Annotated in this window: 19 protein-coding genes; 14 read left to right on the forward strand and 5 right to left on the reverse strand. The window is 33.8% G+C overall.

The window, feature by feature from the left end; translation table 11 throughout:
- Positions 1 to 122: 122 nt before the first annotated feature.
- From dnaA to ACFSJT_RS16655, 3 genes are all read left to right on the forward strand, one after another.
- The gene (gene dnaA / locus ACFSJT_RS16645; RefSeq protein WP_378321467.1) at positions 123 to 1,550 is read left to right on the forward strand and encodes a chromosomal replication initiator protein DnaA; all 1,428 of its coding nucleotides are present in this window, start codon (positions 123 to 125) and stop codon (positions 1,548 to 1,550) included.
- 26 nt (positions 1,551 to 1,576) lie between these two features.
- Positions 1,577 to 2,041 (forward strand): low molecular weight protein-tyrosine-phosphatase, encoded by a 465-nt coding sequence (locus tag ACFSJT_RS16650; RefSeq protein ID WP_378321468.1) that lies wholly within the window; start codon positions 1,577 to 1,579, stop codon positions 2,039 to 2,041.
- 116 nt (positions 2,042 to 2,157) lie between these two features.
- Complete coding sequence (locus ACFSJT_RS16655; protein ID WP_378321469.1) at positions 2,158 to 2,886, forward strand: SAM-dependent methyltransferase; 729 nt, start codon at positions 2,158 to 2,160, stop codon at positions 2,884 to 2,886.
- Positions 2,887 to 2,892: 6 nt separating this feature from the next.
- Here the strand turns inward: ACFSJT_RS16655 and ACFSJT_RS16660 are convergent, their stop codons facing one another.
- The 4 genes from ACFSJT_RS16660 to dapF form a co-directional block, all read right to left on the reverse strand.
- Positions 2,893 to 3,543 (reverse strand): peptidoglycan-binding protein LysM, encoded by a 651-nt coding sequence (locus tag ACFSJT_RS16660; RefSeq protein WP_378321470.1) that lies wholly within the window; start codon positions 3,541 to 3,543, stop codon positions 2,893 to 2,895.
- A gap of 351 nt (positions 3,544 to 3,894) precedes the next feature.
- Positions 3,895 to 4,938, reverse strand: a complete 1,044-nt coding sequence (gene mltG / locus ACFSJT_RS16665; protein ID WP_378321471.1) for an endolytic transglycosylase MltG — start codon at positions 4,936 to 4,938, stop codon at positions 3,895 to 3,897.
- Complete coding sequence (locus tag ACFSJT_RS16670; RefSeq protein ID WP_378321472.1) at positions 4,928 to 5,455, reverse strand: GNAT family N-acetyltransferase; 528 nt, start codon at positions 5,453 to 5,455, stop codon at positions 4,928 to 4,930. The genes mltG and ACFSJT_RS16670 overlap by 11 nt, the downstream gene beginning before the upstream one ends.
- Positions 5,449 to 6,234, reverse strand: coding sequence for a diaminopimelate epimerase (dapF, locus tag ACFSJT_RS16675; protein ID WP_378321473.1), 786 nt, complete (start codon positions 6,232 to 6,234; stop codon positions 5,449 to 5,451). Before dapF ends, ACFSJT_RS16670 begins: the two co-directional genes overlap by 7 nt.
- Before the next feature lie 162 nt (positions 6,235 to 6,396).
- Here dapF and ACFSJT_RS16680 point away from each other — a divergent pair, with 162 nt between their 5' ends.
- The 10 genes from ACFSJT_RS16680 to ACFSJT_RS16725 all read left to right on the forward strand — a co-directional run bounded on the left by ACFSJT_RS16680 (position 6,397) and on the right by ACFSJT_RS16725 (position 19,338).
- A complete protein-coding gene (locus ACFSJT_RS16680; RefSeq protein ID WP_378321474.1) occupies positions 6,397 to 7,821 on the forward strand; it encodes a trypsin-like peptidase domain-containing protein in 1,425 nt (474 codons plus the stop codon).
- Between the two features lie 144 nt (positions 7,822 to 7,965).
- Positions 7,966 to 9,414 (forward strand): glyceraldehyde-3-phosphate dehydrogenase, encoded by a 1,449-nt coding sequence (locus ACFSJT_RS16685; RefSeq protein WP_378321475.1) that lies wholly within the window; start codon positions 7,966 to 7,968, stop codon positions 9,412 to 9,414.
- Between the two features lie 317 nt (positions 9,415 to 9,731).
- Entirely contained in the window at positions 9,732 to 10,346 is a 615-nt protein-coding gene (locus tag ACFSJT_RS16690) for a tRNA (guanine-N1)-methyltransferase (RefSeq protein WP_378321476.1), read from the forward strand.
- Between the two features lie 67 nt (positions 10,347 to 10,413).
- A complete protein-coding gene (gene trmD, locus ACFSJT_RS16695) occupies positions 10,414 to 11,091 on the forward strand; it encodes a tRNA (guanosine(37)-N1)-methyltransferase TrmD (RefSeq protein WP_378321477.1) in 678 nt (225 codons plus the stop codon).
- A gap of 128 nt (positions 11,092 to 11,219) precedes the next feature.
- The gene (gene rplS, locus ACFSJT_RS16700) at positions 11,220 to 11,570 is read left to right on the forward strand and encodes a 50S ribosomal protein L19 (protein ID WP_378321478.1); all 351 of its coding nucleotides are present in this window, start codon (positions 11,220 to 11,222) and stop codon (positions 11,568 to 11,570) included.
- Positions 11,571 to 12,536: 966 nt separating this feature from the next.
- Complete coding sequence (locus ACFSJT_RS16705) at positions 12,537 to 14,762, forward strand: NADP-dependent isocitrate dehydrogenase (protein WP_378321479.1); 2,226 nt, start codon at positions 12,537 to 12,539, stop codon at positions 14,760 to 14,762.
- 276 nt (positions 14,763 to 15,038) lie between these two features.
- Positions 15,039 to 17,423, forward strand: coding sequence for a TonB-dependent receptor (locus ACFSJT_RS16710; protein ID WP_378321480.1), 2,385 nt, complete (start codon positions 15,039 to 15,041; stop codon positions 17,421 to 17,423).
- 4 nt (positions 17,424 to 17,427) lie between these two features.
- Positions 17,428 to 18,249 (forward strand): DUF4249 family protein, encoded by an 822-nt coding sequence (locus tag ACFSJT_RS16715; protein WP_378321481.1) that lies wholly within the window; start codon positions 17,428 to 17,430, stop codon positions 18,247 to 18,249.
- A 53-nt stretch (positions 18,250 to 18,302) separates the two neighbouring features.
- Positions 18,303 to 19,118, forward strand: coding sequence for an N-acetylmuramic acid 6-phosphate etherase (gene murQ / locus ACFSJT_RS16720; RefSeq protein WP_378321482.1), 816 nt, complete (start codon positions 18,303 to 18,305; stop codon positions 19,116 to 19,118).
- Positions 19,105 to 19,338: a DUF6095 family protein gene (locus ACFSJT_RS16725; RefSeq protein WP_378321483.1), complete on the forward strand. Its 234-nt coding sequence runs from the start codon at positions 19,105 to 19,107 to the stop codon at positions 19,336 to 19,338. Before murQ ends, ACFSJT_RS16725 begins: the two co-directional genes overlap by 14 nt.
- 26 nt (positions 19,339 to 19,364) lie before the next feature.
- On the opposite strand, the gene ACFSJT_RS16730 is transcribed toward ACFSJT_RS16725, so the two are convergent.
- Positions 19,365 to 19,874 carry a DinB family protein gene (locus ACFSJT_RS16730; RefSeq protein ID WP_378321484.1) on the reverse strand — a complete coding sequence of 170 codons (510 nt, stop codon included), beginning with the start codon at positions 19,872 to 19,874 and terminating at the stop codon, positions 19,365 to 19,367.
- 292 nt (positions 19,875 to 20,166) lie between these two features.
- Between ACFSJT_RS16730 and ACFSJT_RS16735 the strand changes: the two genes are divergently transcribed.
- Positions 20,167 to 21,003, forward strand: a complete 837-nt coding sequence (locus ACFSJT_RS16735) for a hypothetical protein (RefSeq protein WP_378321485.1) — start codon at positions 20,167 to 20,169, stop codon at positions 21,001 to 21,003.
- Positions 21,004 to 21,149: the final 146 nt, after the last annotated feature.

Consider the following 21,149-nt stretch of genomic DNA (forward strand, 5'->3'; position numbering starts at 1 on the left):
TCAACACCTAAAACGTTTTTTTTTTACATTTTTTGTTCACATATTTGTCATGCAAAAACAGTAAGGAGTTTTTCACAATTTCTTTTTAGTAACTTAACAAAAAAGTAAATCTAACCACTCGAATGAATGTAACTGCGCAATCAGTTTGGGATAATTGTTTATCTTTTATAGAAGATAACATTACACCACAAGCTTTTAAAACTTGGTTCGAACCAATCAAAGCTGTAAAACTTACAGATGGCGCGCTTAGTATCCAAGTACCCAGTAAGTTCTTTTATGAATGGCTGGAAGAGCATTATGTGAATCTACTCAAGGTGTCTCTTACTCGCGAGTTAGGAGAAACCGCAAAGTTGGTTTATGTTATTAAAATGGAAAATACATACGGCAATAAAAAACCGTTTACTGAGAAGATTCCTAGTGCTAATCGTACTGCAGTTAACTCTCAAGAGGTAGATGTACCTATTAAAAGTAAAAATCCAGAGTTAAAAAATCCATTCGTTATTCCTGGAATAAGGAATGTTAAAATAGAATCCCAGCTCAATCCCAGTTATAATTTTGAAAATTTTTTAGAAGGAGACTCAAATAGATTAGCTCGTTCTGCTGGAATGGCTGTTGCCAATAAACCAGGGGGAACATCGTTTAATCCATTACTTATTTTTGGAGGAGTCGGACTTGGTAAAACACATCTGGCCCATGCAATTGGGGTGAACATAAAAGATAATTATCCTGAAAAAACAGTGCTGTATATTTCTGCAGAAAAATTCACTCAGCAATATATAGAATCTGTAAAAAAGAATAATAGAAACGATTTTATCCATTTTTATCAAATTATAGATGTATTAATTGTAGACGACATACAACTATTATCTGGTAAAGCCGGGACTCAAGATGTATTCTTTCATATATTCAACCATTTACACCAAAACGGAAAGCAGGTTATTTTAACCAGTGACAAGGCTCCTGTGGATATGCAGGATATCGAACAGCGATTGCTTTCTCGCTTTAAGTGGGGATTATCTGCAGAGCTACACCAGCCCGATTTTGAAACAAGAGTTTCTATTATTAGAAACAAACTGTATCGTGATGGTGTTGAAATGCCAGAGGAAATAGTAGAATTTCTCGCGAATAACATCAAAACAAATATTCGTGAACTTGAAGGAGCAATTATATCCTTAATCGCACATTCATCCTTCAACAAAAAAGATATCACTATTGATCTTGCAAAAGCAATAGTTGACAACTATGTAAAGAATACAAAACGTGAAGTTTCAATCGACTATATTCAAAAAGTAGTAAGCGACTATTTTCAAATGGATGTTGAAACACTACAGTCGAAGACACGTAAACGCCATATCGTTCAAGCTCGTCAACTGGCTATGTTTTTTGCAAAAAAGCTTACAAAGGCATCATTAGCCAGTATCGGAACACAGATCGGAAAAAGAGATCATGCCACTGTTCTTCATGCCTGTAAAACTGTAGACAACCTATCTTCTACAGATAAGCAGTTTAGAAAATATGTAGAAGACTTAGGCAAGAAACTCACGCTGTAAAAGCCAAGTAAAATCCTTTACCAAAAATGAAAATTAACATCTTAATGGTATGCCTTGGCAATATCTGTAGATCTCCATTGGCAGAAGGAATTCTAAAATCTAAATTAGATCCTAACAAATATATAGTGGAATCTTGTGGTACAAGCAGTTATCACATTGGTAGCAAACCAGATAAAAGATCAATTGACATCGCCAACAAACATGGAATCGATATTACAGACCAAAGGGCAGCGCAATTTACTACCAGTCATTTCAAGAAATACGATTATATCTATGCTATGGATAATTCTAATTATCAAAACATTCTAAAGCTTGCCAGCAGTGATCTTGAAAAAAATAAAGTAAAGCTAATTCTCGAAGAACTTCACCCGGATAGCGGCCTAGATGTTCCAGATCCTTATTATGGAGGAGCACAAGGTTTTGAAGATGTTTATCAAATGCTCAATAAAGCTTGTGATCTTATCGTTTATAATCTTGAGAGATCGTATTAACTTTTTCAGACTTAAAGTTTTTGTATATTTAAATTTACATATACAAGCTATATTTTAGCAAGTAAGCAAAGAATTAATAGAAAAACTTAACCAAACTAGTATCAAATACACCCTATATGGAGCTTAAACCCCTAGATCCCAAAGGAAAATTATATTTAATCCCTACCAGATTAGGTGATGACGTCCCGTTAGAAGTACTTCCGATATCTATAAAAAAGGTATTAGAACAGGTGAATCACTACATTGTAGAAAATGAAAAACCCGCTCGTAGATTTATTAAAAAGGTAAGTCCCAGTAAATCACAGCGCTCCTTAGTTATTCATACAGTAAATAAATATACAGACGTATCAGAGATACCCGGTTACTTAACCCCATGTCTTAATGGAGAATCTATTGGCTTATTATCTGATGCAGGTTGTCCAGGTATTGCAGATCCCGGAGCAGAAGTTATAAAAATTGCACACGAAAAAGGGATACAGGTCGTCCCATTGGTAGGTCCATCATCTATCCTATTAGCTATGATGAGTAGCGGAATGAATGGTCAAAACTTTACATTTAATGGATATCTTCCTATTGACAAAAATGAAAGAAAATCTACTATAAAACATTTAGAACGAACTTCTTTAGAAAAAAACCAAGCTCAGATCTTTATTGAAACTCCCTATAGAAATGACAAAATGTTCGCTGATTTGAAGTCCATACTACACGCAAACACACGTTTATGTATAGCGTGTGATATTACATTAACTACAGAATTTATTGCCACAAAAACTGTTGAAGAATGGAAGAAAGAAGAACTTGATCTTCATAAAAGACCAACCATATACATAATCCAAAGAGATTGATAAAAACTAAAGCTCTAGCTGTGCTTTTGCCTTTCTGTTAGGCAGCACAAAAGAAGTGTCATACCCTCCAAACCTCTTCATATAATATCGGATAGTGGTACCAAATGCATCAGCAAACCCATCAACACCCCCACTACGTAAATATCTTTTAACCGCATTTGGCCCTGCTAGATGTGCAGCAGCAAGAACACCAGATTCTGTTACCTCTACCCCATTCATTGTTCTACCAACAAACCATTTTAAGTCTCTTCGTAAAACCCATTTATTTCTAGAAAGGTATGCATAAAATGCTTTTTCTTGAAGCGCAGGATTATTAAGAAAGTCGTTTTTGCTTATTCCTCTAATACCAATTAAATCCAGAGTTCCTTTTCCAAATTGGTACTTTCCCATGTAACCAAATTGATTTACCACTCCATAATCGCCTCTAGACTCTTTAAAAGCAACAGCTTCTTTAAATCCTAAATACGACTTCCCTAACTCAGGAGAGATAAAGTCGTCACTATCTTCTATTTCATTAAAATTAGGAGCGACATAATATAAGTCTAAACCTGCAGTACTGTATGAACTAAAATCAGTCTTTTCTTTCGTTGTAAAACTTAGCAAAAGTATTCCCCCAATTGTAAGTAAAATAGATAATCCTGCTATCCTCTTTATCATATAAAAAATTTCTAAGTAGCCACTAAAAAAATGGTCCCATCTACTTAAATTTTTGCCGTGCAAATATACGGTTTTTTTTAAAACAAATTAGAAAGATGTGTTAAAATAATTATAATGTTGAAAAACAGTTATTTACACAAAAAAAGAAGGGGAAAAAGCCCCAAAAATCTTAAAAAAACCAAAAAAAAAGACACTTAAACGTCAGATTGTGTATTTTAACCGAAAAAAACTGATTGTATCAATTAGGGAGTAGTTCACAAAAAAATGATAAATTTGTTAATAACTTAGATTCAATTTTGAGTCTTTTACAAAAAAAATCTATTTTTTTCCTACAAAATTAACTCTCAAATATTATCTCTTTATTCCTTGTTTATTAATCCAATTTACGTATTGTTTTTTATTCTGATTATGCTGACTAATCGTCTTCGCGAATTTATGATATCCCATATTCTCTACATTAGCAACAAAGAAGTAATAATCATGTTTTTCATAATTCAGTACCGCATCAATAGAAGATATGTCTGGCATTGTAATTGGACCAGGTGGTAATTCGGCATATTTATATGTGTTATAAGGACTATCTAATTCTAAATCTTTATATAAAACACGTTTGATAATCGTATCCCAGTCCTTATGATGTTTTTTTATTGCATATATTACTGTTGGGTCTGCATCCAATTTCCAGCCATTGGTATATCTATTCATATAGACACCCGCAACCCGAGGCCGTTCATCAACCTTGGATGTTTCTTTTTGCACTATAGATGCCAAAGTTATCACCTGATTTGGAGTTAACCCTATTTCTTTCGCTTTTGCAGTACGTTTATCATTCCAAAAACGATTGTACTCCTTAAACATTCTATCTCTAAACTGGCCTGCAGAGGTGTTCCAGAAAAATTCATATTTGTTTGGGATATACATAGAAAGAGCAGTTTCTTCAGAAAAACCTTTATTTTTAAGAAAAGTAGAATCTCTAAACGACTTCACCAAAGAAATACTATCGGCCTCGATCTGGCTTGCAATTCTTCCGGCAAGATTTTCAAGTCTCTCTTGATTATTAAAACTAACATCAATAGGAGTATTTTTACTACGTAAAACACCAATCATATCATTATTATTAAGTCCTTTTTTTAAGATGTAGCGCCCTGCTTTTATATTATTGATATATCCTTTTCTTCTTGCAATTCGATCAAAACTGTAAATATCCTCAACCAAAGGACTAATCTCTTCTATAAGTTCTGTATATGTGGCATCGGTAGGAATATATACAGTTGCCGTTTCAGTTTCGAAACTAGTATTTGGTGAAAAAATGGCCTGATACACATAGTAAGCAAAAATTCCTCCTGCAACTAGGCCTAATAAAGCAATTCCTAATAGTATTTTTTTAATGTACATATATTCGTTGATATAAAAGCTCGTCTTTATACGAGTTATTGATTAAATTCCATTCCTTTTTTATTCCCACTTTATTAAAACCACAATTTTCAAACAATTTGATACTTGTGAAATTATCCTCAGATATATTAGCATATAACTGATGTAGCCGAAGATGTGTAAATCCATATTTCATGACTAAATCTAAAGCCTCTGCACCATAACCCTTACCTCTGTTTTCTTTTTCAGCGATAACAATGCCAACCCCTGCTCTATTATGTGTTGGATCATAATCAAATAAATCAATAAGCCCTATGGATGCCTCATCATTAGTACAAATAACCAGTCGCAATTGTTTTACCTCATAAATATCCTGATGGGCATTTTCTAAGTATTGTTTAATCAAAAAACGAGAATATGGTGTATGTGTTGAACTCATCTCCCAAATTTGTTCATCATTTTCTATGACATAAACAAAATCTAAGTCTTCTGGTTCAAGAGCTCTCAGGAAGATATTTTTTCCTTTTAAAGTTAACATTTGATCTCTCCTTTAAAAACCTGTTCTGCAGGACCTATTAAAAAAATATTTTCGTATCCATTTTCACCTTTTGTAAAGGTCACTTTAAGCTCTCCTCCTGGTGTTTGTATACAAACCTGCTCTTTATCGGTTAATTGCATAGCATGCATAGATAGAGCTACCGCTGTAACTCCTGTTCCACAAGACAAGGTTTCATCTTCTACTCCTCTTTCATAAGTTCGTACCGCAAAAGAGTTTCCATTTCTTTTTTCCACAAAGTTCACATTACTTCCCAAATCAAAATAAGGAGCACCATTTCTTATTTCTCTGCCTATATTTTCTACATCAAAACTTGCCAACCCTTCTACCATGGTAACATGATGAGGTGATCCCGTATCTAAAAACAAATGAGAATCGTACTTTTCTATTTCTGAAACATTTTGCATTTGTAGATATACCAATCCATCTTTAATTTCGGCATGATGTTTACCATCTATTGCCGTAAAAATAGCCTTATTCTCTATAACCCCTAGAAAAGCTGCAAAAGCAACCAAACATCGCCCTCCATTACCACACATAGAACTTTCGTTTCCGTCGGCGTTAAAATATACCATGGTAAAATCATCTTTGTCATCTTCAGGCAATTCTAACAACATTAAACCATCTGCACCTATGCCAAATTTTCTGTCACAAAGTCTGGCAAACAGTTTGGTATTATTTTTGGATACAATAGATTCTCGATTATCAATGATCACAAAATCATTACCTGTACCCTGATATTTATAAAAAGTAAGCGTCATTATTATTTAATTACAAAGACAAAGGTACAAAGAATGCAGACATAAAAACGTTGTTAATTGTGAGTTAAATATCTTAAAAAAAGTATACTATAATTGTAATTTTAAATGTAATGTACAGTCTATTTATATAGAACTAATTAAATTAAACAAAAAAAAGAAAAGATGATGAAAAGATTTTTAGGTTTATTAGTCGTAGCGATCCTGGCAGGAGTTATGACATTAGGCGCATATAAATTATTTATTGAACCCGAAACTGTGGTTATACATGAAAGTGAAGCTAAAACAAGCACGATTCCGGTAAATTATGCATCTTTAAATACCACAGCCGGTACAACTGCTTCGGCAGCGAGTATCGATTTTACGATAGCCGCAGAAAAAACCGTTAATGCAGTAGTACATGTTAAGCAATACGGAGTTACTCGTGCTCCCAGAAATTTAATGGAATTTTTTAGAAATGGAGGATCTCAAGAACGAAGAATCCAAGGAGCAGGTTCTGGAGTAATTATAACTGAAGATGGCTATATTGTAACCAATAATCATGTAATCGATGGAGCAACAGATCTTGAAGTTACTTTAAACAACAACAAGTCCTACAAAGCCAAAGTAGTGGGTACCGCACCACAATCTGATATTGCGTTAATAAAAATAGAGGCTGATCAAAAGCTATCGTATATTCCATTTGGAGATTCTAACTCGGCCAAAATTGGAGAATGGGTGTTGGCAGTAGGAAACCCCTTTAATTTGACATCAACAGTAACAGCAGGTATTATCAGCGCAAAATCAAGAGATTTAAATGAATATGATAATAATGTTCAATCGTTTATTCAGACCGATGCGGCTATAAATCCGGGAAACAGTGGTGGTGCACTGGTAAATGTAAAGGGCGAATTGATTGGTATCAATACCGCGATTACTTCCCAGACTGGAAGTTATGTAGGATACGCATTTGCTGTGCCTTCCAATAATGCCAAAAAAATAATAGATGATATTATTGAATTTGGGGATGTGCAAAGAGGTATCATTGGTATTACAGGAGGAACCATAAACCCTAAAGCGGTCGAAGAATACGATATCTCAACATCACAAGGAGTCTTTGTTGCTTCTGTTGCTGAAGATAGCGGAGCTAAAAAAGCTGGATTAAAAGAGGGTGATGTTATTAAGGAAATTGATGGTTTACCTATCAGAAAGTTTGCCGATCTTACGGGTTATGTAAATAGTAAAAGACCAAATGACGTAATCAATGTGAGAGTATTAAGAAAAAATCAAGAACTTGTTTTACCCGTTACTTTGACTAAATATGAAATCCAAAACTATAATCTAAATGATGTTGGCGTTGAAGTAGTTAACCCTCCTAAAGGATATTTGAAGAAATTTAATCTAGATCATGGAGTTGTAATTAGCAAAGCACTGAGCTCGAGAATGAAAAGATATAATCTAGAAGGTCTTATTATTAGTGAAATTGATGGAAAAAAAGTAAAAAGTGTCTTAGAAGTTAAGGAAATTATCGAAAGTAAGTATCCAAATGAAGATATTACTATAAGCTTGATCGACAGAGATGGTGATAAACGAGAATTTGTCTTTCAATAATTAAGCAGCAAACCATAAAAAAACAGTATATCCCATTGCTTTAGTAGAGTGATGGGATTTTTTTATGAAAAAAGGTTTCACGAAAACGTTTGAAATATATACTTTTGCACGAAATTTCAAGACTGTAAAAAACACAACAAAATTATGAGCTCTAACGAAGTTTATGAAAAAGAACTCGCTTTTCAAGCAGATAGACGCCGCGCAACGGTAGCATTTATTAAAACTGTAAGCGATTTATGGTACGATAACTCTATCGAGTTGGTACTTTTCAGAAATCAGTTGATTGATAAAAATGTAAGTGAGATTATAAATCTACATGAGTACGCTGGCGAATTTGTACAAAAACCAATATCAATTTTTGACTCTGCTGAAATTGCACAGGCAATAAAATTGATGGATTTACCACCGTCAAAACTAGATATAGGTAAACTTACGTACGAATATCATTTGTCAAATGATGAATATGGTTCTATAAATCGCTTTGTTCAGGATAAACTTAAAGATGCAAAAAAGGTAAAACCCATTTCGCCTAAAAATGTAGTTCTTTACGGATTTGGAAGAATTGGCCGTCTTGTTGCCAGAGAGCTCATGACCATTACAGGAAAAGGCAGTCAGTTAAGACTTAGGGCCATTGTTACTCGAGGAGAAGTAACCGAAGAAGTTCTGGAGAAAAGAGCTTCATTATTAAGAAATGATTCTGTTCATGGAGATTTTGCAGGAACTGTAGAAACAGATATAGCAAACAATGCTCTTATCATTAATGGTACCACTGTAAATATTATAAATGCTAATAATCCAGAAGATATAGATTACACTGCTTACGGAATCATAGATGCACTTGTTATTGACAATACCGGTGCTTTTAGGGACAAAGAAGCTTTGGGAAGACACTTAAAAGCCAAAGGCGTAGATAAAGTTCTACTTACAGCGCCCGGAAAAGGAGTTCCTAATATCGTACATGGGGTAAATCACAAAAAATATGATCCTGATAAAGTAGACATTTTCTCTGCTGCATCTTGTACAACCAATGCCATTACACCTATTTTACAGGCTGTTGATGATAGTTTTGGTGTAGTCAATGGTCATCTTGAAACTATCCATGCTTATACCAATGATCAGAATCTGGTAGACAATATGCATAAAAAATACCGTAGAGGTCGTGCTGCTGCGCTTAATATGGTGATTACAGAAACTGGTGCCGGTAAGGCAGTTTCTAAAGCATTACCAAGCTTTGAAGGAAAATTAACTTCAAATGCAATTCGAGTTCCAGTTCCAAACGGCTCATTGGCAATCCTAAATCTTAATTTAGAAAAGAAAACCTCTAAAGAAAGTATGAATGCAATAATAAAAAAATACGCTTTAGAAGGAAACCTGGTAGAACAAATCAAGTATTCTCTTGATAACGAGTTGGTGTCGAGTGATATAGTAGGATCTTCTGCCCCATCAATATATGATAGTAACGCGACGATTGTTGATGCCAGTGGACACAATGCTATTTTGTATGTATGGTATGATAATGAGTATGGATATAGCCACCAGGTAATACGATTATCAAAATACATTGCCAAAGTAAGACGATTCACATATTATTAATAGAAAAATTTGTAAAAATCTGTAAAGCCGCTATTGATAGCGGCTTTTTTTATCTCCTTTATTCAAAGTGTTAATTTTCAATAAATTAACAACATTTTCACCTTCCCTTAAATTCTCTCAAAAAAAACTTTTTAATTATCCACAATATCGTACATTTATTGTCGTTACAGAAGAAATTAGTCCCATACAAATAAAAGAAGTCTTAGAAGAATACAAATCACACAGTAATACTAAAACTCACTGTTTTGATTGTCAGAGGGATTACCTTTTAGTAGGTATGAACAACATACAACCATTAAAATAAGAAGAATAATCACATGAAATTACCACAGTATCTATTAGTTTTAATCGCACTATTATCTTTTTCTGCAGGAATATATGGACAAGAAAGCGTATCTGTTGAGCAAGCGTTAAAACAAGAAAAGATAGAAGATCAATTTAATATTGTAATTAAAAAATCTGGAAGATATCAGGAATACAAGGTCATTAAACAAGTATGGATAAACAAACTTAAGGCCAATGTAACGGATTCATTAAAGACGCTGGAAGCCAAACTAACCACTACCAATAAGCAAATTGCTGATCAACAAACCACTATAACTGGTCTAGAAGAATCACTAGCTAAAACAAACGGAGATTTAGCTTTGGTGACTCAGGAAAAAGACAGTATGAGTTTTTTCGGAGCTTCAGTTTCTAAATCAAGCTACAAAACCATTATGTGGGTTATCGTAGGAGCGCTTCTCGCACTTTTGGGATTTTTTATTTATAAATTCAAAAATAGTAATACTATAACCATACAGGCCAAAAAAGCTTTGGCTGAGACAGAAGAGGAATTTGAAGATCACAGAAGAAGATCACTTGAACGCGAACAAAAGGTGATGCGTAAACTGCAAGACGAAATAAACAAACAACGCAAGGCTGGAGCCAAGTAACCTCATTTTTTAGATTTTTAATAGATTCTTTTGCATCTTTGCACTCTTTACAGCGAATTTGAATGAGATGCGAATAGATATTATTACTGTTGTACCTGATATACTTAAAAGTCCTTTTGAAGCTTCTATTATGAAGCGATCTATAGAAAAAGGATTAGTAGAAGTACACTTGCATAATTTACGTGATTATACTACAGACAACTATAAACAGGTCGACGATTATCAATTTGGTGGTGGTGCTGGTATGGTGATGATGATAGAACCCATAGATAAATGTATTTCTAAGTTAAAATCAGAAAGAGATTATGATGAAGTTATATACATGACCCCAGACGGAGAAACACTAAACCAGGGTATTGCAAATCAATTATCATTAAAAGGTAATTTAATAATCCTTTGCGGTCATTATAAAGGTGTAGACCAACGCGTGAGAGATCACTTTATAACCAAAGAAATATCTGTGGGCGATTATGTCTTATCTGGTGGCGAGCTAGGAGCCTTAATTCTATGTGACGCAGTCATAAGATTAATCCCGGGAGTTTTAGGAAACGAAACCTCTGCACTAACTGATTCATTTCAAGATAACCTATTAGCCCCACCAATATATACTAGACCGGCAGACTATAAGGGCTGGAAAGTTCCCGAAGTACTGACTTCTGGGAATTTCCCAAAAATTGAAACCTGGAGAGAAGAACAAGCCTATAGGAGAACCCAAGAAAGAAGACCGGACCTATTAGACGATTAAAGCAATTAAAATTCATTTGTAAAACGCTTGCATGTAATCAAATAATCATTATTTTTGCACCCTGATTAGAACAACCTCTGGCGAAAACCGTGAATGTTGCTTTAACAAAACCAAAGAAACTATATAAAATGGAAGATTTAGTAAAATTCGTACAAGACGAATTTGTGACAAAAAAAGAAATTCCTGAATTTTCAGCCGGTGATACAATCACTGTGTATTATGAAATTAAAGAAGGAAGCAAAACACGTACACAGTTCTTTAGAGGAGTTGTAATCCAGAGAAGAGGTTCTGGTGCTACAGAGACTTTTACCATTAGAAAAATGTCTGGAACAATTGGTGTAGAACGTATTTTCCCTTTAAACTTACCTGCTCTTCAAAAAATTGAAGTAAACAAAAGAGGTAAAGTACGTAGAGCACGTATATTCTATTTTAGAGGACTTACTGGTAAGAAAGCACGTATAAAAGAAAAAAGAAGTTAATTTTTATTTCTTATACAAGGTAAAAGGTTGCAAAAATGCAACCTTTTTTTATGAACAAAAGTTCATAACATAAGTTCATAAAACGTTGATAACTAATACAGTAACAAGTATTGTTCAACTAATCAATTTTTATTATCTTTAAATAACAAAATTACAAGTTTCAAGAGATGACAAAAGGATTCCTAAACTTTGTAATACACACAATACGTTCTTTGAACAATTAAAAGACCAATTTGAAATTAAAATAAATATAAAACGAAAGTTATTTTTTTGAGTACATCCTTGAAATCAATTTAAGGGCTTTACTTTGAAATAATTTCAAAATGAAATTCAAAAGAAAAAATTAAGTTTTGACACCTTTTTAATTTTAGATGGCATCAGACTATGTAAGTGAAAAACTGAAGAATTGCAATCGTAATTTATATAAATTCAGACACCTCTATTAGTCGTAAGAGTAGTGTATAAATTAATCAAATTATCATTTGAAAAATTTAAATCTACTCAAAATTGGAAATAACGATTGTATGGTATAAAAAACGAAAGTTTTTATTTTATAGCGGGTAAAACAGCTAACATGGTAGATTATTATTTTCAATGAAGCCATATCAAAATATTCTTATATTCTTGATATGGCTTTTTATTTTTATGAATTTAATGAAAATCAAGTTAAAAATTATTCATCCATTATTTATTTCCTTCTTTATTTTAAGAAATTCCAATTACATTCCTTTAACTCAAAACTAACAACACATAGGTTGCATTTACATTACTAGATTTGTATCTTCGCGCACGGAAAATTCTATGGCAAATTGTCAATATGTAACGACATAGTAAAAATACCAACGGTATTGTTTGTCTTAGAAAAATTAAGCGACTAATCATTTCCATAAAAAATAGAATAATGTATTAGGTATCAAAATCCTAAGTCGTAAAAAAATCTAGATACCTCTATAAAAAACAAGAAATATGGGAGTTAATACCTCAAAAATTGTTTACACAAGAACCGATGAAGCACCTGCTTTAGCCACCTACTCTTTTTTACCCCTGGTTAGAAAATTTACAAAAGCTGCAAATATCACTATCGAAACAAAAGATATTTCACTTGCCGCTCGAATTCTCGCTAATTTTCCTGAGAAACTAACAGACAAACAAAAACAATCTGATGCTCTTGCAGAACTTGGTGAGCTTGCACAAAAACCAGAGGCAAACATTATTAAACTTCCAAATATAAGTGCTTCTATACCTCAGTTAAAAGCTGCAATCGCAGAATTACAACTTCAGGGATTTGATTTACCAAATTATCCCGAAGAACCAAAAAATGATGCTGAAAAAGAAATCAAAAACAGATACGATAAGATTAAAGGTAGCGCCGTAAATCCTGTTTTGAGAGAAGGTAATTCTGATCGTAGAGCTCCTAAACCGGTAAAGGAATATGCCAGAAAAAATCCTCATTCAATGGGAGCTTGGAGTTCAAATTCTAAAACTCATGTTGCTACGATGTCGAATGGAGATTTTCGCTCAAACGAAAAATCAGTAACAGTATCTGAAGCTGGAGATATTAGAATTGAGTTCATCGATAATAATGGAAACACAACAATACTAAAAGAAAAAATAGCATTACTTAAAGGAGAGGTTATCGATGCTACCATAATGAGCAAAAAGGCACTTATCTCTTTTCTGGAGGAACAAGTTGCCGATGCCAAGGCAAAAGATGTGCTGTTTTCATTACATATGAAAGCAACAATGATGAAAGTTTCTGATCCTATTATATTTGGACATGCTGTAGAAGTTTTTTTTAAAGATGTTTTTGAAAAACATGCAACGGTCTTAGAAGAAATTGGTGTAGAAATTAATAATGGTTTCGGAGATCTTATCAATAAACTTAAGAAACTACCTGAAGCGAAAAGGAAAGAAATAGAAGCTGATATACAGACGTGTTATGAGAATGGGCCTAAATTAGCAATGGTCAATTCTGACCTAGGGATTACAAATCTTCATGTACCCAGTGATATTATTATTGATGCTTCAATGCCTGCTATGATTAGAAATTCTGGTCAGATGTGGGATGCAGACGGAAATACACAGGACACCAAGGCTGTTATTCCAGATAGCAGTTATGCTGGTATTTATCAAGAAACTATAGATTTCTGTAAAGAACATGGTGCTTTTGATCCTACTACAATGGGTACAGTACCTAATGTTGGCTTAATGGCTCAAAAAGCCGAAGAATACGGATCGCATGATAAAACTTTTGAGATAAAAAGTGATGGAATTGTTCGTGTTACCGATACTACTGGAAACATATTAATAGAACATAATGTAGAAGAAGGCGATATCTGGAGAATGTGCCAGACCAAAGACGCCCCAATCAAAGATTGGGTAAAACTTGCAGTAAATCGAGCAAGAGCCACTAATACTCCTGCTATCTTTTGGCTAGACAAAGATAGAGCACATGATGCCGAGTTAATCAAAAAAGTTAACGCATATTTACCAGAACATGATACCAGTGGACTTGATATAAGAATTATGTCTCCTGTAGAAGCTACACGTTTTTCACTAGAAAGAATTAAGGATGGAAAAGATACTATTTCGGTTACTGGAAATGTATTACGTGATTATAATACAGACCTCTTCCCTATTCTAGAATTAGGAACCAGTGCAAAAATGCTTTCTATTGTACCTTTAATGAATGGTGGTGGACTTTTTGAAACCGGTGCCGGTGGTTCTGCTCCAAAACATGTTCAGCAATTTAATAAAGAAGGACACCTGCGTTGGGATTCTTTAGGAGAGTTTTTAGCACTCGCCGTTTCCCTTGAACATCTGGGCGAAACAAATAATAATTCCAAAGCGTTAATAATGGCAGAAGCCTTGGACCAGGCGACAATAAAATTTCTGGATAACAAAAAATCTCCTTCCAGAAAAGTAAATGAGCTTGATAACAGAGGAAGTCATTTTTACTTGGCTTTATACTGGGCTCAAGCACTTGCAGAACAAACTCAGGATGCTGATCTACAAAAAGAGTTTGCCGAAATTGCTAAACAATTAGCTGATGATGAAACCAAAATCATTGACGAGCTAAATAATGCGCAAGGGAGTCCAGTAGATATGGGAGGATATTATTGGCCAGATATAAATAAAGTATTAAAGGCAATGCGTCCTAGTGAAACACTAAACGCGATCATAGACGCATAAGATTAAAAAATATCGATAATATCAAACCCGTATGAAATGATCATACGGGTTTTTTTTATTCTTCTACGCACATGATTTAATAATTAAATAACATGTACTTATTGAAATAGTCCTTAGTTTTGATCGTTACTATGTATGGCCAGTAGAATAAGATTGGTAGATAGATTTTAAGAGTTAGTATATTATTTTTTGATAAAAAATAATTGCAATCTAATTTAGACTAACATGCATTATAAAATTCTATACCAGCTATTATAAATTTAAAATATCTTCCTTTTGAAAAAGCATACCTTCATTAGCTTATTAATCACATTCATAATACCATTCTCAATCTTTGCTCAAGAAAAGTTTACACTAAGCGGAACAGTTTCTGAACAGTCCAGTAACGAAACCCTAATCGGTGTCAATATAATCTTTCCTGAAATAGGAAAAGGAGTAGTAACCAATGAATATGGATTTTATTCTATAACCCTACCACAAGGTGTTTATAAGCTCCAAATAAGTTATTTAGGTTTTCGAGATATCACACAAGAAATAGACCTGAGCGAGGATAAAAAAATGAATTTTCAATTGATTGAAGCTTCAGAAATGCTTGATGAAGTAGTGATAACCGAAAAAGCAGAAAAACTAAATATTAAAACCCCCCAGATGAGCCTTAATAAACTAACTGCAGGAACGATCAAGCAAATTCCTGTCGTTCTTGGTGAAGCCGATGTAATAAAATCGATCGTTCTTTTGCCTGGCGTTACAAGTGGTGGTGAAGGAGCATCGGGATTCAACGTTCGGGGAGGTGCAGCAGATCAAAATCTAATTTTACTAGACGAGGCTATTATTTTTAACTCCTCTCACTTATTTGGATTTTTCTCTGTATTTAATCCCGATGCAATAAAGGATATAAAACTCTATAAAGGTGGCATACCAGCAAAATATGGAGGTCGAGTATCCTCGGTATTGGATATATATCAGAAAGAAGGAAATAGTAAAAAGTTTAGAATGAGTGGCGGCTTAGGAGCAGTGTCCAGTAGGTTATTGGCAGAAGGGCCTCTTAAAAAAAATCGAGGTGCATTTTTGGTCGGTGGAAGAGCCTCATACGCTCATCTTTTTCTACCTATCGTTGATGACGGAAACGACAACGTAGCCTATTTTTATGACTTAAATACAAAACTGAATTATAAGCTCAATGAAAACAATAACTTGTTTCTTTCAGGATATTTTGGACGTGATGTTTTTGCTATAAGCGAAAGTTTTGAAAACACCTACGGTAATACGGTGCTAAATCTAAGATGGAATCATCTGTTTTCAGATAAGCTGTTCTCTAACCTATCCCTAATATACTCAGATTACTTTTATGGATTGGAACTAGACTTTGTAGGCTTTGAATGGGATTCTGGAATCAGAAATTTCAATATAAAATATGATTTGAACCATTATCTTAGTGATAACTTTAAGCTCAACTACGGAATCAATAATATCTACTATAGGTTCAACCCGGGAGAGATCAGACCCAATAGTGAAGATTCTGGTATTAATCGAGAAAAACTTATCGACAAATATGCAAACGAATTTGGAGCGTATATCGATGCAGAGCATAAGATCTCTAATAATTTGACGCTACAATATGGACTAAGACTAAGTAATTTTATAAGACTAGGGCAAGATGAATTAAATATTTATGAAAATGACAATCCCCTTTTATTTAATGAAGAACTTCAGATTTATGAATCTGCAGAACCTATTGGCACCGAAACTTTTAGCAGAAGCGATCAGATTGAAACCTTTACAAATTTAGAACCCAGAGTTGCTCTCGCGTATGCTTTTAACGATAATACTTCGGTAAAAGCAAGTTATAATAGAATGGCTCAATATTTACATCTGCTTTCAAACACTAATTCTCCTACTCCACTTGATGTATGGACCCCTAGTGGTAAATACATAAAACCACAGTTACTTAATCAATATGCGCTTGGATATTTCAAGAGTATACATGATGGAGAATATTCTTTGGAAACCGAAGTTTTCTATAAGGATATCGAAAATCGTATCGATTATATAGATGGAGCAGATTTAATTGCTAATAATGCCATCGAACAAGATATTCTTAATGGAAAAGCTAGAGCTTATGGTCTAGAATTTTTATTACGCAAAAACGAAGGAAAGTTTAAAGGTTGGCTAGCCTATACCTTATCAAAGTCTGAGCAAAGAACGCCAGGCAGGACAGCTCTAGAACCAGGAATTAATAATAATGAATGGTACAATACACCTTTTGACAAAACACATGATATATCATTTAATGGCTCTTATGAGTTAAATCAAAAATGGAAATTTGGTGCTAATTTTGTATTTCAGACCGGGCAACCCACCAATTATCCTTCTGGACAATTTGAATACCAAGGACTAGTAGTACCTGTATTCGATGGATCAAGAAATAGCGAGCGTTTACCGGCGTATCATAGAATAGATGTTTCGGCTACCTTAACCCCGCGAAAAAACAAAACCCGAAAATGGCAAGGAGAATGGGTATTTAGCATTTATAATCTGTATAATCGTAGAAATGCAGCTTCCATTAACTTTACAAGAAATGAAGACACGTTTAGAAACGAAGCTATTAGAACCTCAATTTTTGGAATCATACCTGCCGTAACCTACAATTTTAAATTCTAAGAAAATGAAAAAAATAATTCATATACTCGTCCTGACACTAATATTTTCGAGCTGTGAAGATGTTATCGAAGTAGATGTTCCAACAGGAGAACCAAGACTAGTTATAGATGCATCATTTGAGTATTATCGAAATGAAAATCCAACAACTATTGAAGGAGGAGTAAAACTTACCTTATCAGCTCCTTTTTTTGATAACGAAGTTCCGACAGTAAGTGATGCAACAGTGTTTATCACAAATTTAAATGATAATTCAATTATTAACTTTTCTGAATCTTCAGAACCAGGACTTTTTACACCCGATACCGTGGAATTTGTTCCTGAATTTGATACTTCATATCAACTAACAGTTGTTTATGATAATGAAACTTATATCGCTACTGCACAACTTATACCTACCGTTCCTATTGACGATATTATACAAGGTGACGGCACCCTATTTGATGGAGACGAAACAGAAATAATCGTTTTCTTTACTGATAACGGAAATCGTGACGATTTCTACCTTTTTGATTTTGACTTTAACCTTTTCCTTCCAAGTGAGGACCGTTTTTACCAAGGACAAGCATTTAACTTTTCATATTTTTATGAAGATATGGTCGCCGGTCAAGACGTTACCATAAAAATACTTGGAATAGACAAACGTTATTTTGAATATTCAGACTTACTTATACAACAAAGTGATCAAGAAGGAGGAAATCCATTTCAAACACCACCGTCTGTACTTAGAGGCAACATCATTAATACTACTGACCAAGACAACTATCCTTTAGGATATTTTAATCTTTCTGAAGCCAATCGATTTGAGTTTAGTATAGAAGAACGATAGTATTTAAAAACAGAAGCTAGTATCTTCACCTTAAAAATGAGTATTTTTGGAGCATGAATTTTACCAAAACCACAGAACAAGCCTCAAAATATGATCATCTGGAAAAGATGAATGTTAGTGAGCTGCTTATCAACATTAATAATGAAGATAAAACAGTACCTATCGCTGTCGAAAAATCTATTCCCCAGATCCAGGTTTTAGTAGCTGAAATCGTGAAAAAGCTTAAAAATGGTGGCAGGCTTTTTTATATAGGAGCGGGAACAAGTGGCCGATTAGGAATAGTTGATGCCAGTGAATGTCCACCAACTTTTGGAGTTTCTCATGACTTGGTAATTGGAATAATAGCTGGTGGAGATCATGCAATTAGAAAAGCGGTAGAATTTGCTGAAGACAGTACCACCCAGGGATGGAAAGATTTAAAAGACCACCATATTTCAGAAAAAGATGTGGTCATTGGCATCGCAGCTTCGGGAACTACTCCTTATGTTATAGGTGCATTAGAGATTTGTAATACAGAAAATATTATTACAGGTTGTATTACTTGCAATGAAGGAAGTCCTTTGGCAAAAACTGCAAAATTTCCTATTGTAGTAACTGTTGGACCCGAGTTTGTTACCGGAAGTTCTCGTATGAAAGCAGGAACAGCTCAAAAACTAGTATTAAACATGCTTTCTACAGCCACTATGATCCAATTGGGTAGAGTAAAAGGTAACAAAATGGTAGATATGCAACTTAGTAATAACAAATTAGTTGATCGAGGTACGAGAATGATTATGGAGGAGCTCGATATCAATAGAGAACAAGCTGCAGAATTGTTAAAAAAGTATGGCAGTGTTCGTAATGCAATAGACAACTATGGAACCAAATAGAACCGATAAAGAATTACTTGGTAAAGGAGTGCAACGCATGGCAATCGCGCTTATTTTTATGTTCATTAGTCCTGTGATTATTCACTCTGCTTTCAAAAATCAAGACCACCCATTATATATTCCTATTCTACTTTTGGGATTGGCAGGTGCAGGATTTGCCATATTCATGGCCTTTAAAGGCATACGAACCATAATGGAATCGATGTTTGGAAAAAAATAAACCTCACGCAATTTAGAAACCATTTTTTAAATTCCTTCTCTCTTATTAACTGGCGACGTAGGATTAAAGCCAAATCCAGGAATCTTTATTTCTATACCAAGATTATTAAGGATATACCCAATGGTAGCATAATGATGAATAGTGTGGCTGTTGGCATGAGCAAGAATACTTTCAAGGGTATAATTAACAGTTATTTTTCCTTGTCCCATGTTATCTGTAACATGGATGAGATAGTCTGTATTTACATCAACATAAGAAGCTAGCTTTTCCTGGAGATTATGTATTTGATGTTTTGCAGCTTCTTTATCTGTAGACAAGATCTCATCACGTTTACGTGCTGTTAAATCAATATTATTAGTATCTAAACCATTAATAATACAATCAAAAAAATCCAAAGTATGTCTAATATGAGAACCTATACTAGAATAATAGGGTCCTGTAGAGGCATCTTGATAAGTCTTTGAATCTATCATATCTAAAAGGGTGATAGCATGGTTAAGATTATTATTGATAGAGGATATGATTTGTCGTTTCATAGGGCATTTAGACGTAATATACATAATTAGCTTACATATTAAATACTTTGAAAATATAAATTTATTTTTTTAGGTGATATTAAAATATTAATTCAATAATATCGTTTAACAAAAGACTCAAGTTATAATAAAGTTCTTCTATTACAAAACAGTAAGATATTTATCACCAAAATTAAGGTTTACCCGTAAAATTTAAGATAAAATACGTATTTTATCGATTAATGACGTTTTTTTTTGGATGATACATAAAAAATATTGTATTATTGTTTCGTGATTTAAAAGCCCCAATAGAATGAAAAAAATTGCATTTATCTTATTCTTATCTTGTTTTATCCCCAAAATCAATGCTCAAAACGTGTATGACGATGCATTGACTGCTGCCAGCTATGCGTACTCGCACAGTAAAAAAGCACATGGATCGAATAATGTATATCACACTCAGGAATATGCTGATAAAGCTATAGAAGCGTTTGAAAAGGTAGAAAATCTAGCAAACCAATGTGGTTGTAAAAAGGCAAACGAGACTGCTTATCAAGCTAAAGTAGATATGCAAAGTTCATTAGAACAAGATACTTATGAACGAAGCAGATTTTTTGCGAAGCGCGCAAAAGAGTTAGGTTCTAAATTATTAGAGGAATTAACGTTTTGTCAAGCTAATGTTGGTGATTATGCATATAACGAAGAAGTTTCGATCGAAGAGGAGAATGAAATTGAAGAGGAGAATGTAATGGCAGAAATTAGTCATGAAGTATCTAGTAAACAAAAAGAACTAGAAGAAAAACGACACCAATTAGAAATTGAACAAAGAGAATTAGAGCAACAAATAGCAGAGCAGAATAGACAGAAAGCTGAATTTGAAGCGAGACGTGCTGCTGAGCTAAAAGAGCAGACATTAATAAAATCGAAAGCAGAAAATGCATTGAAAAAACTGGAAAATGCATTGCAAGAACTTAGTGTAGTACTCAATGAAGAGTCTACATTCGAATCACAAGCAGATTATTTAAGAAGTGAAAATGAATTGAAAAATGAATCTCTTGATGATACAAAAACTTTTTATGTGAATAGAGCTAAAGAACTTACCCAAACGGCTATGCAACAATTTGCTAGTTTCAACATGGTTGAAAATTAATTAATGCTGAATTTTATTTTGAGCCCCAAAATAAAATTTTTCAAGAGAGGCTGTCTAAAAAGGCAGCTTCTTTTTTTTTTTGATAAGATTTGTGTTGTTTGTATTTTTAGATATGAAACGCACACAAGTCTGGAAGACCAACCATC

It is taken from the genome of Aquimarina celericrescens (assembly GCF_042682765.1).
GTDB lineage: Bacteria > Bacteroidota > Bacteroidia > Flavobacteriales > Flavobacteriaceae > Aquimarina > Aquimarina celericrescens.

Coding starts and splice junctions, on each gene's coding strand:
- ACFSJT_RS16730 (WP_378321484.1), bottom strand. CDS start 19,874: ATGAAACGACAAATCATATCCTCTATCAATAATAATCTTAACCATGCT.
- dnaA (WP_378321467.1), top strand. CDS start 123: ATGAATGTAACTGCGCAATCAGTTTGGGATAATTGTTTATCTTTTATA.
- ACFSJT_RS16705 (WP_378321479.1), top strand. CDS start 12,537: ATGGGAGTTAATACCTCAAAAATTGTTTACACAAGAACCGATGAAGCA.
- mltG (WP_378321471.1), bottom strand. CDS start 4,938: ATGTACATTAAAAAAATACTATTAGGAATTGCTTTATTAGGCCTAGTT.
- ACFSJT_RS16680 (WP_378321474.1), top strand. CDS start 6,397: ATGATGAAAAGATTTTTAGGTTTATTAGTCGTAGCGATCCTGGCAGGA.
- ACFSJT_RS16690 (WP_378321476.1), top strand. CDS start 9,732: ATGAAATTACCACAGTATCTATTAGTTTTAATCGCACTATTATCTTTT.
- ACFSJT_RS16685 (WP_378321475.1), top strand. CDS start 7,966: ATGAGCTCTAACGAAGTTTATGAAAAAGAACTCGCTTTTCAAGCAGAT.
- trmD (WP_378321477.1), top strand. CDS start 10,414: ATGCGAATAGATATTATTACTGTTGTACCTGATATACTTAAAAGTCCT.
- ACFSJT_RS16660 (WP_378321470.1), bottom strand. CDS start 3,543: ATGATAAAGAGGATAGCAGGATTATCTATTTTACTTACAATTGGGGGA.
- murQ (WP_378321482.1), top strand. CDS start 18,303: ATGAATTTTACCAAAACCACAGAACAAGCCTCAAAATATGATCATCTG.
- ACFSJT_RS16725 (WP_378321483.1), top strand. CDS start 19,105: ATGGAACCAAATAGAACCGATAAAGAATTACTTGGTAAAGGAGTGCAA.
- ACFSJT_RS16670 (WP_378321472.1), bottom strand. CDS start 5,455: ATGTTAACTTTAAAAGGAAAAAATATCTTCCTGAGAGCTCTTGAACCA.
- ACFSJT_RS16715 (WP_378321481.1), top strand. CDS start 17,428: ATGAAAAAAATAATTCATATACTCGTCCTGACACTAATATTTTCGAGC.
- dapF (WP_378321473.1), bottom strand. CDS start 6,234: ATGACGCTTACTTTTTATAAATATCAGGGTACAGGTAATGATTTTGTG.
- rplS (WP_378321478.1), top strand. CDS start 11,220: ATGGAAGATTTAGTAAAATTCGTACAAGACGAATTTGTGACAAAAAAA.
- ACFSJT_RS16650 (WP_378321468.1), top strand. CDS start 1,577: ATGAAAATTAACATCTTAATGGTATGCCTTGGCAATATCTGTAGATCT.
- ACFSJT_RS16735 (WP_378321485.1), top strand. CDS start 20,167: ATGAAAAAAATTGCATTTATCTTATTCTTATCTTGTTTTATCCCCAAA.
- ACFSJT_RS16655 (WP_378321469.1), top strand. CDS start 2,158: ATGGAGCTTAAACCCCTAGATCCCAAAGGAAAATTATATTTAATCCCT.